This window comes from Kitasatospora sp. NPDC029312, assembly GCF_055569215.1.
In genome coordinates this window covers 262,971-277,863 of record NZ_JBVHXY010000002.1, presented here as the reverse complement: position 1 = coordinate 277,863, position 14,893 = coordinate 262,971, and the positions used below count along the sequence as shown (strand labels likewise).

14 protein-coding genes are annotated in these 14,893 nt (G+C 71.6%); 8 read left to right on the top strand and 6 right to left on the bottom strand.

The window, feature by feature from the left end; genetic code table 11:
- Positions 1–106 precede the first annotated feature (106 nt).
- The 3 genes from ACZ4WV_RS02765 to ACZ4WV_RS02755 form a co-directional block, all read right to left on the bottom strand.
- Positions 107–1,792 carry an acyl-CoA mutase large subunit family protein gene (locus ACZ4WV_RS02765; RefSeq protein WP_465742069.1) on the bottom strand — a complete coding sequence of 562 codons (1,686 nt, stop codon included), beginning with the start codon at positions 1,790–1,792 and terminating at the stop codon, positions 107–109.
- Positions 1,793–2,000: 208 nt separating this feature from the next.
- Complete coding sequence (locus ACZ4WV_RS02760) at positions 2,001–2,339, bottom strand: DUF3817 domain-containing protein (RefSeq protein WP_465742067.1); 339 nt, start codon at positions 2,337–2,339, stop codon at positions 2,001–2,003.
- Positions 2,340–2,415: 76 nt separating this feature from the next.
- The gene (locus tag ACZ4WV_RS02755; protein WP_465742065.1) at positions 2,416–2,952 is read right to left on the bottom strand and encodes a MarR family winged helix-turn-helix transcriptional regulator; all 537 of its coding nucleotides are present in this window, start codon (positions 2,950–2,952) and stop codon (positions 2,416–2,418) included.
- Between the two features lie 454 nt (positions 2,953–3,406).
- On the opposite strand from ACZ4WV_RS02755, the gene ACZ4WV_RS02750 reads away from it, so the two are divergent.
- Together ACZ4WV_RS02750 and ACZ4WV_RS02745 are read left to right on the top strand one after the other, a co-directional pair.
- Complete coding sequence (locus tag ACZ4WV_RS02750; RefSeq protein WP_465742063.1) at positions 3,407–5,077, top strand: M4 family metallopeptidase; 1,671 nt, start codon at positions 3,407–3,409, stop codon at positions 5,075–5,077.
- A gap of 386 nt (positions 5,078–5,463) precedes the next feature.
- Entirely contained in the window at positions 5,464–7,092 is a 1,629-nt protein-coding gene (locus ACZ4WV_RS02745; protein WP_465742062.1) for a M4 family metallopeptidase, read from the top strand.
- A 131-nt stretch (positions 7,093–7,223) separates the two neighbouring features.
- Here ACZ4WV_RS02745 and ACZ4WV_RS02740 read toward each other — a convergent pair whose 3' ends face one another.
- On the bottom strand, positions 7,224–7,541 hold the full coding sequence (locus ACZ4WV_RS02740; RefSeq protein WP_465742060.1) for a DUF3817 domain-containing protein: 318 nt from the start codon (positions 7,539–7,541) through the stop codon (positions 7,224–7,226).
- Positions 7,542–7,834: 293 nt separating this feature from the next.
- Between ACZ4WV_RS02740 and ACZ4WV_RS02735 the strand changes: the two genes are divergently transcribed.
- The 5 genes from ACZ4WV_RS02735 to ACZ4WV_RS02715 all read left to right on the top strand — a co-directional run bounded on the left by ACZ4WV_RS02735 (position 7,835) and on the right by ACZ4WV_RS02715 (position 11,651).
- Complete coding sequence (locus tag ACZ4WV_RS02735) at positions 7,835–8,695, top strand: DUF2127 domain-containing protein (protein WP_465742058.1); 861 nt, start codon at positions 7,835–7,837, stop codon at positions 8,693–8,695.
- 92 nt (positions 8,696–8,787) lie between these two features.
- Complete coding sequence (locus tag ACZ4WV_RS02730) at positions 8,788–9,426, top strand: AIM24 family protein (protein ID WP_465742056.1); 639 nt, start codon at positions 8,788–8,790, stop codon at positions 9,424–9,426.
- The gene (locus tag ACZ4WV_RS02725) at positions 9,426–10,076 is read left to right on the top strand and encodes an AIM24 family protein (RefSeq protein WP_465742054.1); all 651 of its coding nucleotides are present in this window, start codon (positions 9,426–9,428) and stop codon (positions 10,074–10,076) included. Before ACZ4WV_RS02730 ends, ACZ4WV_RS02725 begins: the two co-directional genes overlap by 1 nt.
- A gap of 221 nt (positions 10,077–10,297) precedes the next feature.
- Positions 10,298–11,095, top strand: coding sequence for an AIM24 family protein (locus tag ACZ4WV_RS02720; protein ID WP_465742180.1), 798 nt, complete (start codon positions 10,298–10,300; stop codon positions 11,093–11,095).
- A 40-nt stretch (positions 11,096–11,135) separates the two neighbouring features.
- Positions 11,136–11,651 carry a MarR family winged helix-turn-helix transcriptional regulator gene (locus ACZ4WV_RS02715; protein WP_465742052.1) on the top strand — a complete coding sequence of 172 codons (516 nt, stop codon included), beginning with the start codon at positions 11,136–11,138 and terminating at the stop codon, positions 11,649–11,651.
- Positions 11,652–11,800: 149 nt separating this feature from the next.
- Here ACZ4WV_RS02715 and meaB read toward each other — a convergent pair whose 3' ends face one another.
- Complete coding sequence (gene meaB, locus ACZ4WV_RS02710) at positions 11,801–12,757, bottom strand: methylmalonyl Co-A mutase-associated GTPase MeaB (protein ID WP_465742050.1); 957 nt, start codon at positions 12,755–12,757, stop codon at positions 11,801–11,803.
- 117 nt (positions 12,758–12,874) lie between these two features.
- Entirely contained in the window at positions 12,875–14,068 is a 1,194-nt protein-coding gene (locus ACZ4WV_RS02705) for an acetyl-CoA C-acetyltransferase (RefSeq protein ID WP_465742048.1), read from the bottom strand.
- 244 nt (positions 14,069–14,312) lie between these two features.
- Here ACZ4WV_RS02705 and mce point away from each other — a divergent pair, with 244 nt between their 5' ends.
- On the top strand, positions 14,313–14,756 hold the full coding sequence (gene mce, locus ACZ4WV_RS02700) for a methylmalonyl-CoA epimerase (protein WP_465742046.1): 444 nt from the start codon (positions 14,313–14,315) through the stop codon (positions 14,754–14,756).
- Positions 14,757–14,893 lie beyond the last annotated feature (137 nt).

Genomic DNA, 14,893 nt, shown 5'->3' with positions numbered 1-14,893 from the left:
TCGTCGTCCCCCCCCCGCCCTGGACAGACCCCCCTCCGCCCCCCCATGGCGCACCCCCCCCCCCCCCCCCCCCCGGCGGTCGGGCCGCCCCTCGGCGGCCGGGCGGTCAGAACGCCGCGTTCTCCTGGTACGTCCCCCACTCCTGCCGCAGCGCGTTGCAGATCTCGCCGAGCGTGGCCTCGGCGCGCACCGCCTCCAGCATCGGCGGGATCATCGACTCGCCCGAGCGGGCCGCCGCCAGCATGGCGTCCAGCCCGGCCCGCACCGCCGCCTCGTCCCGGGCCGCCTTGCGCTCGCCCAGCACCCGCACCTGCTCGCGCTCGACCTCGTGGCTGACCCGCAGGATCTCCAGGTCGGGGGTGACGCTGCGCGGATGGCAGTTGACGCCGACCACGCGCTTGTCGCCCTTCTCCACCGACTGCTGGTACTGGAAGGCCGCCTCGGCGATCTCGCCGGTGAACCAGCCCTCCTCGATCCCGCGCAGGATGCCGGAGGTGATCGGGCCGATCTCGTGGTCCTCGCGGCCCTTGTCCAGGATCCGCTGGAAGATCGCCTCGGCCTGCTGCTCGATCCGGTCGGTCAGCGCCTCGACGTACCAGGAGCCGCCCAGCGGGTCGGCCACGTTGGTGACGCCGGTCTCCTCCATCAGCACCTGCTGGGTGCGCAGCGCGATCTCGGCGGCCTGCTCGGAGGGCAGCGCCAGGGTCTCGTCCAGCGCGTTGGTGTGCAGCGAGTTGGTACCGCCGAGGATGGCGGAGAGCGCCTCGACGGCGGTGCGCACCACGTTGTTGTACGGCTGCTGGGCGGTGAGCGAGACGCCGGCGGTCTGGGTGTGGAAGCGCAGCCACTGCGCCTTGTCGGTCTTGGCGCCGAAGCGGTCGCGCATCCAGCGGGCCCAGATCCGGCGGGCCGCGCGGAACTTCGCGATCTCCTCGAAGAAGTCCAGGTGCGCGTCGAAGAAGAAGGAAAGGCCGGGCGCGAAGACGTCCACGTCCAGGCCGCGGGACAGGCCCAGCTCGACGTAGCCGAAGCCGTCCGCCAGGGTGTACGCCAGCTCCTGCGCGGCCGTCGCCCCGGCCTCGCGGATGTGGTAGCCGGAGACGGACAGCGGCTTGTACGCGGGGATGCCCTTGGCGCAGTGCTCCATGAGGTCGCCGATCAGGCGCAGGTGCGGCTCGGGGGCGAAGAGCCACTCCTTCTGGGCGATGTACTCCTTGAAGATGTCCGTCTGGAGGGTGCCGTTGAGCACCGCAGGGTCCACGCCCTGGCGCTCGGCGGCGACCAGGTACATGCAGAAGACCGGGACGGCCGGGCCGCTGATCGTCATCGAGGTGGTGACCTCGCCGAGCGGGATGCCGTCGAACAGCACCTCCATGTCGGCGGCCGAGTCGATGGCCACGCCGCAGTGGCCGACCTCGCCCAGTGAGCGCGGGTCGTCCGAGTCGTAGCCCATCAGGGTGGGCATGTCGAAGGCGACCGAGAGGCCGCCGCCGCCCGCGTCCAGGATCATCCGGTAGCGCTCGTTGGTCTGCTGCGCGTTGCCGAAGCCGGCGAACTGGCGGATGGTCCAGGTGCGGCCGCGGTAGCCGGTGGCGTGCAGCCCGCGGGTGAAGGGGTACTCGCCCGGCCAGCCGATCCGCTCGAAGCCCTCGACGGCCTGGCCGGGGGCGGGGCCGTACACCGGCTCGACCTCGTCGCCGGACAGGGTGGTGAAGTCCGCGTCCCGCTTGCGGGCCTTGTCGTACCGCTGCTGCCAGCGCTGCCGTCCGCGCTCGATCTCCTCGGCGTCCATGGGCCGAACTCCGCTCCGTACGGCCGCCACGGCACCGGGGCGGCACAGCTGTTAGGACGTCCTACTAATTTACTCGGACGTCCTACTACTTGTCGACGGATGTCCGCTTCCGACAGGGCGGGAAACGGCGGAGCGCCGGCCGGGAAACGGCGGAGCGCCCCTCCCCCGGCGTGGGGAAGGGGCGCTCCGGGGCGCTTGGGCGTCCGGCTCAGACGCCGGCCGGCTGGCGGGCGCCGCCCGCCGGGAGCGCGTCGGCGGCCTCGCGGGCCACCTTGCGCTCGAAGACGAAGGAGAGGAACGGGATGCAGCCCGCCGCCAGGGTCAGCACCAGCCGGCCGAGCGGCCACTTCAGCTTCTGCCCGAGCAGGAAGGTCACGACGAAGTACCCGATGTACAGGTAGCCGTGCAGCATCGCGACGTACGTGGTGACGTCCTTGGCCGCGTCGAAGCCGTACTTCGCCACCATGAACCCGCAGAACACCAACAGGGCCGTACCGGTCGCAATGGCCAGGCCGCGGTACCAGCCCAGCAGGGGGGTCGCCTTCATACTCTTCCTCGCCTCGCTCGGCAGTTCCACCCGGTACGCCCGGATCCGCGCACCGCTCCCACGAGGGTAGCCGCCCTCACGGCCGCTCCTTCGCAGCCCCCTCCTCCGGCTCGGAGAAGTCCCCGGCCGCGATCCGCAGCGGCTTGAGCAGGTCGAAGACCTGGCGGCACTGCTCGGGCCCGTACTCCTCCAGCCCGAACTCCATCGCCATGAGCTCCCGGGTGGCCTCCTCGACCACCTCGCGGCCGCGCCGGGTGATCGAGGCGAGCACCCCGCGGCCGTCCAGCGGGTTGGGGCGGCGGGCGACCAGGCCGGCCCGCTCCAGGCGGTCGACGGTGTTGGTGACGCTGGTGGGGTGGACCATGAGCCGCTCGCCGATCTTGGAGAGCGAGAGCTCGCCGGTCCGGCTGAAGGTCAGCAGGACCAGCGCCTCGTACCGGGCGAAGGTCAGCCCGTACGGCTTGAGCACCGCATCGACCCTGGAGAGCAGGATCTGGTGGGCGCGCATGATCGAGGTGATCGCCGCCATCGAGGGCACGGTGCCCCAGCGGCGGGCCCACAGCTCGTCGGCGCGGGCGATGGGGTCGAAGTCGAGTGCGAGGGGCTTGGCCACCTCCTTACCGTACCGGCGGACGGGACGTGCGCTACCAGCTGTCCTGATGGTGGACAAGCGGCACGCGTGGCGGGATCCCGCCAATCGGACGGCCAGGTCCATACCTGGACATTGCGCCGATGTGAACCCCGGGCAACGGCCGTCGCAAGGCGGCGACTTGGCGACCGAGCGGCCGTCACCGCGGTATCAGGCCTCGGTTCGAGTCGGAACCCGCTGAAAGGCCGGGCAAAAGATCCGCTTTGTCCTTCCGTTCACAATCCTTCACCTTGGCGGGACTTGGCCAATTCATGAACAAGACCTGTCATTTGATTTGCTCGATTGTCATGCTTTCGGCCAACCCCGTTCGACCGCCACCACCCCCACCCGACCGGTGGCAGCCGCCCGCCCGTTCGGGGTCCACGCACGTCAGCGTCCGTTCCGCCCCTCAGGTGCCGACCCCGGCCCCCGGGACGCGATGCGACCGCGCCCACACGCGGTTTCCCGGAAGGACTCGTCCGTGAAGCGAAAGCTCGCCGCAGTCGCCGTACTCTCCGCCACCGCCCTGCTCACCGGCGTCGTCCAGGTGAGCGCCGCGCAGGCGGAGCAGGCTCCGCAGGCCCGTGCCGCGCAGCAGCGCGCCGACCTGATAGCCCTGGCGAACGGCCAGGCCGGCAAGGTGGCGCACGCCCTGGCCCTGGGTGGTCAGGAACAACTGGTGGCCAAGGACGCCGTGGTGGACGCGGACGGCACCCGGCACCTGCGCTACGAGCGCACCTTCGCCGGACTCCCCGTCCTCGGCGGCGACCTGGTGGTGCACCAGAAGGCCGACGGCTCGACCACCGCCGTCGACAAGGCCGTCGGCGCGCGCCTCGCCCTGCCGAGCCTCACCCCGCAGATCCCGGCGGACAAGGCCGCCGCCCAGGCGACCGGCGCCGTCCGGTCCACCATCGGCATCACCGTCGACGAGGACGAGGCGCCGCTGACCGAGGTGCACCAGAGCGGCACCGCCGAGCTGGTGGTCTGGGCGGCCGACGGCAACCCGCGGCTCGCCTACCGCACCACGGTCGAAGGCCTCCGCGCCGACGGCACCCCCAGCAGCCAGCTGCTCGTCACCGACGCCGCCACCGGCCGGGTGCTCTCCACCCACGAGCAGGTGCAGACCGCCTCCGGCACCGGCAAGGGCGTCTTCGTCGGCACCGTCCCGCTGACCACCACCCAGGCCTCCGGCGGCTACTCGCTGAAGGACGCCTCCCGCGGCGGCCAGTCCACCAGCGACCTCAAGGGCCGCACCTCCGGCTCCGGCACGCTGTACACCGACGCGGACGACCTCTGGGGCGACGGCACCGTGTCCAACGGCCAGTCGGCCGCGGTGGACGCCCAGTTCGGCGCGGCGGCGACCTGGGACTTCTACAAGAACACCTTCGGCCGCAGCGGCATCAAGAACAACGGCGTGGGCGCCACCAGCCGGGTCCACTACGGCAAGAACTACGTCAACGCGTTCTGGAGCGACAGCTGCTTCTGCATGACGTACGGCGACGGCGCCAGCAACACCCACCCGCTGACCGCCCTGGACGTGGCCGGCCACGAGATGACCCACGGCGTCACCTCCGCCACCGCCGGGCTGAACTACTCGGGCGAGTCCGGCGGCCTCAACGAGGCCACCTCGGACATCTTCGGCACCATGGTCGAGTGGTACGCCGACCTGGCCTCCGACAAGCCGGACTACCTGATCGGTGAGCAGATCGACATCAACGGTGACGGCAAGCCGCTGCGCTACCTGGACCAGCCCTCCAAGGACGGCCACTCGGCCGACTACTGGTCCTCCTCGGTGGGCAGCCTGGACGTCCACTACTCCTCGGGCGTGGCCAACCACTTCTTCTACCTGCTCGCCGAGGGCAGCGGCGCCAAGACCATCAACGGCGTCAGCTACGACAGCCCGACCTCCAACGGCTCCACCCTCGCGGGGATCGGCCGGGACAAGGCCGCGCAGATCTGGTACAAGGCGCTCACCGTCTACATGACCTCGACCACCGACTACGCGGGCGCCCGCGCGGCGACCCTGAAGGCCGCGTCGGACCTGTACGGCGCTTCCAGCGCCGAGTACAACGCCGTCGCCGCGACCTGGAGCGCCGTCAACGTCAACTGACGTACCGGGCAAGGGCGCAGGGAGCCCTGGGACTCCGCCGGCCGAGGACGCTGTCAAGGCCGTCCGGCTGGCGGAGTCCCGCCAGCCGGACGAACCGCGGATTCCGGGCAAGGGGCCGCAGCCGAACCATCCGTACCGACGCTGGCGACTCCCGGCCAATCCCCACGGGCGCCCTGTTCATTCCTTGCACGGATTGTCATGCTTATGACCAAGCTCCCGTCCGACGCCCGCCTCCCCCACCCGACCGGCGGGCCGTCAGAAGCCGCACGGGGGCAGCACGTCCGCGCCCTACCGCCCCCAACGGCGCCAACCCCGGCGCCCCGGTAGGCGGCGCACCCGCAGGAACCGCAGGTACCCGCGGGTCTCGTGGAAGGGAATCCCCGCACGTGAAGCGAAAGCTGACCCTCCCGGCCGTACTCTCCGCCACCGCCCTGCTCGCCGGCGTCGTCCAGATCGCCGCCCTGCCCGCCGCCCAGGCGGCCGCCCCCGCGCCCGACCGGCTCTCGGCCGCGCCGCTCGCGCTGGCCGCCGCGCAGAGCGCCCCGCTCGCACGGCAACTGGCCCTCGGCGGCCAGGAGCAACTGGTGGCCAAGGACGCCGTGGTGGACACCGACGGCACCCGGCACCTGCGCTACGAGCGCACCTTCGCCGGACTCCCCGTCCTCGGCGGCGACCTGGTCGTCCACCAGCGCCCGGACGGCTCGGTGGGCTCGGTGGACCGGGCCTTCGCCGGGCGCCTGTCGCTGCCCACCAGCACGCCGGCCCTGGCCGCCGCCCAGGCCGCCCAGCGGGCCACCGAGGCCGTCCGGGCGACCGTCGGTCTGGCCGCCGACGCGGACGAGCCGGCGCTCAGCCGGGTGGACGGCGCCGACGCGCCCGAGCTGGTGGTCTGGGCGGCCGACGGCACCCCGCGGCTGGCCCACCGCACGGTGGTGCGCGGCGAGCGGGCCGACGGCACCCCGAGCCGCCAGGAGGTGGTCACCGACGCCGCCACCGGCCAGGTGCTCTCCAGCCAGGAACAGGTGCAGACCGCGACCGGCACCGGCAAGGGCGTCAACGTCGGCACCGTCACCCTGACCACGACCCAGAGCGGCTCGACCTACTCGCTCAAGGACGCCTCCCGCGGCAACCAGTCCACCACCGACCTCAAGGGCGGCACCTCGGGCAGCGGCACCCTGTTCAGCAACACCACGAACTCCTGGGGCAACGGCACCACCTCCAGCCGCGAGTCCGCCGGCGTGGACGCCCAGTTCGGCGCGGCGGCGACCTGGGACTTCTACAAGAACACCTTCGGCCGCAACGGCATCAAGAACAACGGCGTCGGCGCCGCCAGCCGGGTCCACTACGGCTCCAACTACGTGAACGCGTTCTGGGACGACTCCTGCTTCTGCATGACGTACGGCGACGGCTCCGGCAACACCCACCCGCTCACCGCGATCGACGTCTCCGGCCACGAGATGAGCCACGGCGTCACCTCCGCCACCGCCGGGCTGAACTACTCGGGCGAGTCCGGCGGCCTCAACGAGGCCACCTCGGACATCTTCGGCACCATGGTCGAGTGGTACGCCAACCTGCCCGCGGACCCGCCGGACTACCTGATCGGCGAGAAGCTCAACATCAACGGCAACGGCACGCCGCTGCGCTACATGGACAAGCCCTCCAAGGACGGCGCCTCGGCCGACTACTGGTCCTCGGGCGTCGGCAACAAGGACGTCCACTACTCCTCGGGCGTGGCCAACCACTTCTTCTACCTGCTCGCCGAGGGCAGCGGCGCCAAGACCATCAACGGCGTCAGCTACAACAGCCCGACCTCCAACGGCGCGAAGGTGACCGGGATAGGCCGGAACAAGGCGGCGGCGATCTGGTACCGCGCGCTGACCGTCTACATGACCTCGACCACCAACTACAAGGCCGCCCGCACCGCGACCCTCAAGGCCGCCTCCGACCTCTACGGCGCGTCCAGCACCGAGTACCGGACGGTGGCCGCTGCCTGGAGCGGGGTGAACGTCAACTAGGCGCCCCTCCCGGACCCCTCCGACGACGAGTCGGCGGAGTCCGGGAGGGTCCGGCCGGAGACGGCGACAGGCTGCCGCGGCCCTCTGGGAGAGGAGGCCGCGGCAGCCTGTCAGCCGTCCACCCGAGCGGGTCAGGCGGTGGCGGCGGCGGCCTTCAGCTCGCCGCGCTCCTCGCGGCCGAGCATCCGCTCGGCGAAGAAGCCGCCGAGCGGCAGCACCGAGAGCACGAACAGCAGGACGCCGCGCTTGGCGTCCCACTTCTGCGCCTGCCAGGCCTGGATCCAGAAGATCACGTACAGGATGAACAGGATGCCGTGGACCATGCCCATCACCGGCACGGCGTCGAAGGACGTGGTCCGCTTCAGCACCGAGCAGATCAGCAGCAGGATGAAGGAGATCCCCTCGGGAGCGGAGACCAGGCGCAGGCGGTGGACGGCGCTGCTGTTCACGATGGATACCTCGATACGGGGGTCGGCGGCGTGGCGCGCTTGTGAAGCGACTCACAAGCCATTCCGGCCATTATCACCGAGGACATGTCCGGGCTCCGGGGCGGGGGCGGCCACCGTGCCCGATCTCACAGTGGCGCCGCCGCCCGGACCACCGGACGCACCGGCGGTGTCACAGCCATGTGCCGGATCCGCGGCCGGGCGCGGCGTTCCGTCGCCCGTACCCCTATCCTCGTGCCCGCGCGCACCCCGACCCGGGCGGCGCCGAACGCATCGCACACGGGGGTGTCCACACCATGTTCAAGCGGGACTGGGACCGCAGGACCTGCGCCAAGCGCGGGCACATCACCTACGCGCCGACCGAGCCCGAGCTGGCCTCCCGGCTGCACACCGCCACCGCCGTCGGCGACGCCTGGCGCTGCCTGCGCTGCGGCGACTTCGCGCTCGGCGCCCCGCACGGCTCCGGCCCGGCGGCGGACGCCCCGCTGGTGCCGCGCGGCAAGGCCCTGCGGGACCTCTTCATCCTGCGCTTCCTGGCCGTCGAACGGGTGCTGCGCGGGGTCGTGATCCTCCTGATGGCCTGGGGCGTGTGGAAGTTCTCCAACAGCCAGGAGGCCGTGCAGCGGGTCTTCGACCAGGACCTGACGGTGTTCAAGCCGGTCGCCGACCACTTCCACTGGGACCTCGACCACGCCCCGATCGTCGAGACGATCCGCAAGACCTTCGGGTACCAGAAGAAGACCCTGCTGATCGTCGCCGGCGCGCTGGTGGCCTACGCGCTGATCGAGATCGTCGAGGCGGTCGGCCTCTGGCTGGGCCGGCGGTGGGCCGAGTACCTGACCGTGGTCGCCACCGCGGCCTTCCTGCCGCTGGAGGGCTACGAGCTGCACGAGCACGTCAGCGCGGTCAAGATCTGCACCCTGCTGCTGAACGTCGCGGCAGTGCTGTGGATCATGCTCTCCAAGCGCCTGTTCGGCCTGCGCGGCGGCGCGGCGGCCTTCGAGGCGGAGCGCCACTCGGCCTCGCTGCTGGAGGTCGAGGAGGCGGCCGGCACCCTCCCGCCCGCCGGGCACGGCCCCGGACACGGGCCTGACCGCCAAGACCCGGGGCACGGCCCCGACCGCGGTTCCGGTCAGGGGGCGCACGCCCGCGCCTGAGCAGCGCGTCCACCCGCGGGTTTGTCGCAGGCCCGTACCAGTTCGTCCCCGCCCTCTCGCCCGGTCGGGTCGAGGAAAGCTAGATTGCGGCCGTGGCACAGTTCAGACTCCAGGGATCGCGGGTGCTCGCCGTCGAACTGACCGGCGACGCCGTCAAGGCCCGGCACGGCTCGATGGTCGCCTACACCGGCCAGATGACCTTCAAGAAGCTGACCGGCGGTGGGGACGGACTGCGCGGCATGGTCGCCCGCCGGCTCACCGGCGAGCGGATGACCGTCATGGAGGTGAAGGGGCAGGGCACCTGCTACTTCGCCGACAAGGCGACCGAGATCAACCTCGTCCGCCTCAACGGCGAGACGCTCTACGTCGAGGCGGACAACCTGCTCTGCACCGACTCCGGCCTGCACACCGGCACCAGCTTCACCGGGCTGAACGGCGTCTCCTCCGGCAACGGCCTCTTCACCACCAAGGTCGAGGGCCACGGCTGGGCCGCCGTCACCTCCAACGGGCCCGCCGTCATCCTGCGGGTCGGCAAGGACATGCCGCTGCGGGTCGACCCGGGGGCGTACGTCGCGCACACCGGCAGCCTCCACCGCAGCCTGAAGTCCGGCGCGGGGTGGACCACGGTGATCGGTGAGGGCGGCGGGGAGGCCGTCCAGGTCGAGTTCACCGGCGAGGGCCTGGTGTACGTCCAGCCCTCGGAGAAGGTCACCATCGGGGGTGACGTCTGATGGGCTTCATCCGGATCAACGGCAAGCTGGTCGAGGCCCAGGTGGTGCCCGGTCAGCGGCTGTTCAGCCAGCGCGGCGCGATGATCGCGTACACCGGGGAGGTCCGCTTCACCCCGAACATCACCGGCGGCCAAGGCGGGGTGATGTCGATGATCGGCCGACGGGTCGCCAACGAGGACACCCCGCTGATGACCGTCGAGGGCCAGGGCCGGGTGATGTTCGGCCACGGCGGTCACCACGTCCACGTGATCGACCTGGCCGGCGACACCCTCTTCGTCGAGGCCGACCGGCTGCTCGCCTTCGAGGGCACGCTGCGGCAGTCCACCGTGTTCCTGGGTTCGCAGGGCGGGGTGATGGGCATGGTCCGCGGGCAGGTCAGCGGGCAGGGCCTGTTCACCACCCGGCTGGAGGGCCACGGCTCGGTCGCGGTGATGGCCCACGGCGGCGTCTTCGAGCTGCCGATCACCCCGGGCCAGGCGGTGCACGTCGACCCGCAGGCGTACGTGGCGCACCGCGGCGAGGTGCGCAACAAGCTGTCCACGGCGATCGGCTGGCGCGAGATGATCGGCCGCGGCTCGGGCGAGGCCTTCCAGCTGGAGCTGTCCGGGCAGGGCACGGCGTACGTCCAGGCGAGCGAGGAGAAGCCCTGATGTCCTACCCGCCGCAGCCGCCGTACGGGCAGTCCCCGCACGACCAGCAGACCCAGCCGGGCTTCGCCGTGCCGCCGGCGCCACCGAACTACGGGCCGCCGCAGGGCTATCCGCCGCCACCCCCGCCCGGCTACCCGCAGCAGCCGCCCCAGCAGCCCCAACCCGCGCAGCAGCCCCAACACGCTTACGCCCAGGAGCAGTTCGGTGGCACCCAGGCTCCGCTGCCGACCGCCCAGAGCGGCGCGGGCCCGGTGGTGTACGACGCGCACACGCTGCCGGCCGGCGACAACGTCAACCCGTACGCCTTCGCGGTCGAACTGAACGGCTCGTACTTCCTGCAGAAGGGCAAGATGGTCGCCTACTACGGCGACATCACCTTCCGCGGCGTCGGCGCCGGGATGATCGACCGGGCGCTCGGCCAGCACTTCAACTCCCCGCTGCACGCGACGGACTGGGTGGTCGCCCAGGGCCGCGGCAAGCTGCTGCTGGCCGACCGCGCCTTCGACCTCAACTCCTACGACCTGGACGAGGGCAATCTGACCGTCCGCTCCGGCAACCTGCTCGCCTTCGACCCGACGCTGCGGCTGAAGCAGTCGATCATCCCGGGCTTCCTGACCTTGATCGGCACCGGCCGCTTCGTCGCCGCCTCCAACGGGCCGGTGCACTTCGTCGAGCCGCCGATCCGGGTGGACCCGCAGGCACTCGTCGGCTGGGCGGACTGCCCGGCGCCGTGCCACCACTACGACCACGACTACCTGCACGGGGTGATCGGCGGTCTGCGGCGGCTGACCGGCATCGGCGGGGCCTCCGGCGAGGAGCACCAGTTCGAGTTCATCGGCGCCGGGCAGGTGCTGATCCAGTCCAGCGAGAAGCTGCTGGCCGAGCGCTCGGTGGGCGTGGTGGCCGCCGAAGCGGGCGTTCCGGCCGGCGGGGTGCCCGGCCAGCCCGGCCACGGCGGCGGTCCCCAACCGCCGGGCCTCGGTAACCTGGGTGAACTGGGCCGGCGTTTCGGCCTCTAGGGTTGTACAAGATTGAACTAAATCGGCTATGCTGGATCCCATGGATACGCACACGACCGACACTGCGGACACCCCTCCGTCGCAGCCGGACGGGGAGACTCCCTGGCTGACCGCCAGGGAGCAGCGGATGTGGCGCGCCCATCTGGAGGTCGCCAAGCTGCTGGACTACCAGCTCAGCCGCGAACTCCAGCCCCACAACCTGGCCATCAACGACTACGAGATCCTGGTCGTCCTCTCCGAGGCGCCCGACCACCGGATGCGGATGACCGACCTCGCGACCGCCACCCTGCAGTCCAAGAGCCGGCTCTCCCACCAGATCACCCGCATGGAGAACGCCGGCCTGGTCCTGCGCCAGGAGTGCCCCGGCGACCGCCGCGGCCTCTACGCCCACCTCACCGAGCAGGGCTGGGAGACCATGCAACGCGTCGCCCCCGACCACGTCCGCAGCGTCCGGGCACACTTCATCGACCGCTTCACCCCGGACCAGCTGGACGCCATGTACGAGGCCCTCGCCCCGGTAGCCGACCACCTCCGAGGGCTCCGCGGCCGCTCGTAGCCTCCGCTTCTCCCGACTCCGCGCGGGAAGTCGGCCGGACCGGCTTGCCGCGCACCGAAGCCCGAACCGGCACCGGCACCGGCACCGGACAACACCGTCGCCGCTTCGGATGTGCCGAAGCGGCGACCGGGTTGCGGAAGGGGGCGGGCTCAGCTGCGGGTGAGGCCGGCGACCAGTTCGTCGGCGGCGCCGTAGGGGTCGAGTTCACCGGCGACGACTCGTTCGGCGAGGCCGGCGAGCTGGCGGTCGCCGGAGAGGTCGCCGATGCGGGCGCGCAGTTCGGCCAGGGCGATCGCCTCGATCTCCTGGGCGGCCCTGCGGCGGCGGCGGGCCGCCAGTTCGCCGTGTTCCTCCAGCCAGGCGCGGTGCTTCTCCAACGCCTCGACCACCTCGTCCACGCCCTCGCCGCGGGCCGCGACGGTCTTGACGATCGGCGGGCGCCAGTCCCCCGGCTCGCGGGCCTCGCCGAGGCCCAGCATGTGGTTGAGCTCCCGGGCGGTGGCGTCGGCGCCGTCCCGGTCGGCCTTGTTGACCACGAACACGTCGCCGATCTCCAGGATGCCGGCCTTGGCGGCCTGGATGCCGTCGCCCATCCCAGGGGCGAGCAGCACCACGGCGGTGTCGGCCTGGGCGGCGATCTCGACCTCGGACTGCCCCACGCCCACCGTCTCGACGAGGATCACCTCGCAGCCGGCCGCGTCCAGCACCCGCAGCGCCTGCGGCGCCGCCCAGGACAGCCCGCCGAGGTGGCCGCGGGTGGCCATGGAGCGGATGAACACCTCGGGGTCGGTCGCGTGGTCCTGCATCCGGACCCGGTCGCCCAGCAGCGCCCCGCCGGAGAACGGCGAGGACGGGTCGACGGCGAGCACCCCGACCCGCTTGCCGAGCCGCCGGTAGGCGGAGACCAGCGCCGAGGTCGAGGTGGACTTGCCGACCCCGGGCGAGCCGGTCAGACCCACCGTGTAGGCCTGCCCGGTGTACGGCGCGAGCGCGGCCATCGCCTCCCGCAGCTGCGGGGCGGCGTTCTCGACCAGCGTGATCAGCCGGGCGACCGCCCGCGGCCGGCCCTCCCGGGCCTGCTCGACCAGCGTGGCGACATCGATCATCAGGGTCTCCTTGCGCAGATGCCGGCGGTTGTCGGCAGGTGCCAGCGGTGGTCGGCAGATGCCGACGGGGCTGCGGACCACTCGTGGCGGTCCGCAGCCCCGAAGTCGAAGCGGTGATCAGGCCTTCGGAACCCGCACGATCAGCGCGTCGCCCTGGCCGCCGCCGCCGCACAGCGCGGCCGCGCCGACGCCGCCGCCGCGGCGCTGCAGCTCCAGGGCGAGGGTCAGCACCACGCGGGCGCCGGACATGCCGATCGGGTGGCCGAGCGCGATCGCGCCGCCGTTGACGTTGACGATGTCGGAGGAGACGCCCAGGTCCTTCATCGACTGGTGGGCGACGGCCGCGAACGCCTCGTTGATCTCGATCAGGTCGAGGTCGGCGACCTCCAGCCCCTCCTTGGCCAGCGCATGCTTGATCGCGTTGGACGGCTGCGACTGCAGCGAGTTGTCCGGGCCGGCCACGTTGCCGTGGGCGCCGATCTCGGCGATCCAGGTCAGGCCCAGCTCCTGCGCCTTGGCCTTGCTCATCACGACCACCGCGGCCGCGCCGTCGGAGATCTGCGAGGAGGTGCCGGCGGTGATGGTGCCGTCCTTGGTGAAGGCCGGGCGCAGCTTGGCCAGGCCCTCGACGGTGGTGTCGGCGCGGATGCCCTCGTCCTGGCTGAACAGCACCGGCTCGCCCTTGCGCTGCGGGATGGCGACCGGGACGATCTCGGCGTCGAAGACGCCGTCGGCCTGCGCCTTGGCCGCGCGCTGGTGCGAGGCCGCGGCGATCTCGTCCTGCACGTCGCGGGCGATGCCCAGGCGGGTGTTGTGCTTCTCGGTGGACTCGCCCATCGGGATGTTCTCGTAGGCGTCGGTCAGGCCGTCGTGGGCCATCGCGTCGAGCATCTCGATCGCGCCGTACTTGAAGCCCTCGCGGGACTTCGGCAGCAGGTGCGGCGCGTTGGTCATCGACTCCTGGCCGCCGGCCACCACGATGTCGAACTCGCCGGCGCGGATCAGCTGGTCGGCCAGCGCGATGGCGTCCAGGCCGGAGAGGCAGACCTTGTTGATGGTCAGCGCGGGGACGTTCATCGGGATGCCGGCCTTGACGGCGGCCTGGCGGGCCGGGATCTGGCCGGCGCCGGCCTGCAGCACCTGGCCCATGATCACGTACTGGACCTGCTCACCCGTGATCCCGGCCCGCTCCAGGGCGCCCTTGATCGCGAAGGCGCCGAGCTCGGCACCGGAGAAGCCCTTGAGGGAGCCGAGCAGTCGCCCCATCGGGGTCCGCGCACCGGCAACGATCACAGAGGTGGTGTTGGTCATGGGACGGGCCCCTTCGCACGTCGTGGCCAGGTGAGGATGCGCTCAATGTACTGACCGGTCATCCGCCCGTCACCGGAGCGACGGTGTGATCGAGCGCACTGGCACCATCCAGTCAACACCGTGTCAACGCGATCCGGGTGAACCCGGTGCGTGTGAGCAGGCTCGCACGTCCGCCGCTGGCGCCGGCTCGGGGCCATACGCTGCACTGGGTGCCACCTTCATCCCTACCCGCCCGGAGGTCGCCGTGCTGACCCGTATCGACCACATCGGCATCGCCTGCCGAGATCTCGACAAGACGGTCGAGTTCTACCGCGCCACCTACGGCTTCGAGGTGTTCCACAGCGAGGTCAACGAGGAGCAGGGCGTGCGCGAGGCCATGCTCCGGATCAACGGGACGGACGACGGCGGCGCCTCGTACCTCCAGCTGCTGGAGCCCACCCGGCCGGACTCGACGGTGGCCAAGTGGCTGGAGAAGAACGGCGAGGGCGTGCACCACATCGCCTTCGGCACCGCCGACGTGGACGGCGACGCCGAGGCCATCCGGGGCAAGGGCGTCCGGGTCCTCTACGACCAGCCGCGGATCGGCTCGATGGGTTCGCGGATCACCTTCCTGCACCCCAAGGACTGCGGCGGGGTGCTGACCGAGCTGGTCACCTCGGCCGAGCCGGACGCGCCCGGGAAGCACTGAAAAAGGGTCGGGTCCGGGGGGGGGGGGGGGGGGGGGGGGGGGGGGGAACCCCCCCCCCCCCCCCCCGGGGAAGGTGTCGGGGGGAGGAAAAAAAAAAAACGACGAACCCCCCCCCCCCCCCCCCCCCCACACCAAGC

Excerpts from the sequence above, each read along its gene's own strand:
- ACZ4WV_RS02705 (WP_465742048.1), bottom strand. The coding sequence starts at position 14,068 with ATGACCAACACCACCTCTGTGATCGTTGCCGGTGCGCGGACCCCGATG.
- ACZ4WV_RS02760 (WP_465742067.1), bottom strand. The coding sequence starts at position 2,339 with ATGAAGGCGACCCCCCTGCTGGGCTGGTACCGCGGCCTGGCCATTGCG.
- ACZ4WV_RS02725 (WP_465742054.1), top strand. The coding sequence starts at position 9,426 with ATGGGCTTCATCCGGATCAACGGCAAGCTGGTCGAGGCCCAGGTGGTG.
- ACZ4WV_RS02735 (WP_465742058.1), top strand. The coding sequence starts at position 7,835 with ATGTTCAAGCGGGACTGGGACCGCAGGACCTGCGCCAAGCGCGGGCAC.
- ACZ4WV_RS02765 (WP_465742069.1), bottom strand. The coding sequence starts at position 1,792 with ATGGACGCCGAGGAGATCGAGCGCGGACGGCAGCGCTGGCAGCAGCGG.
- ACZ4WV_RS02750 (WP_465742063.1), top strand. The coding sequence starts at position 3,407 with ATGCGACCGCGCCCACACGCGGTTTCCCGGAAGGACTCGTCCGTGAAG.
- meaB (WP_465742050.1), bottom strand. The coding sequence starts at position 12,757 with ATGATCGATGTCGCCACGCTGGTCGAGCAGGCCCGGGAGGGCCGGCCG.
- ACZ4WV_RS02715 (WP_465742052.1), top strand. The coding sequence starts at position 11,136 with ATGGATACGCACACGACCGACACTGCGGACACCCCTCCGTCGCAGCCG.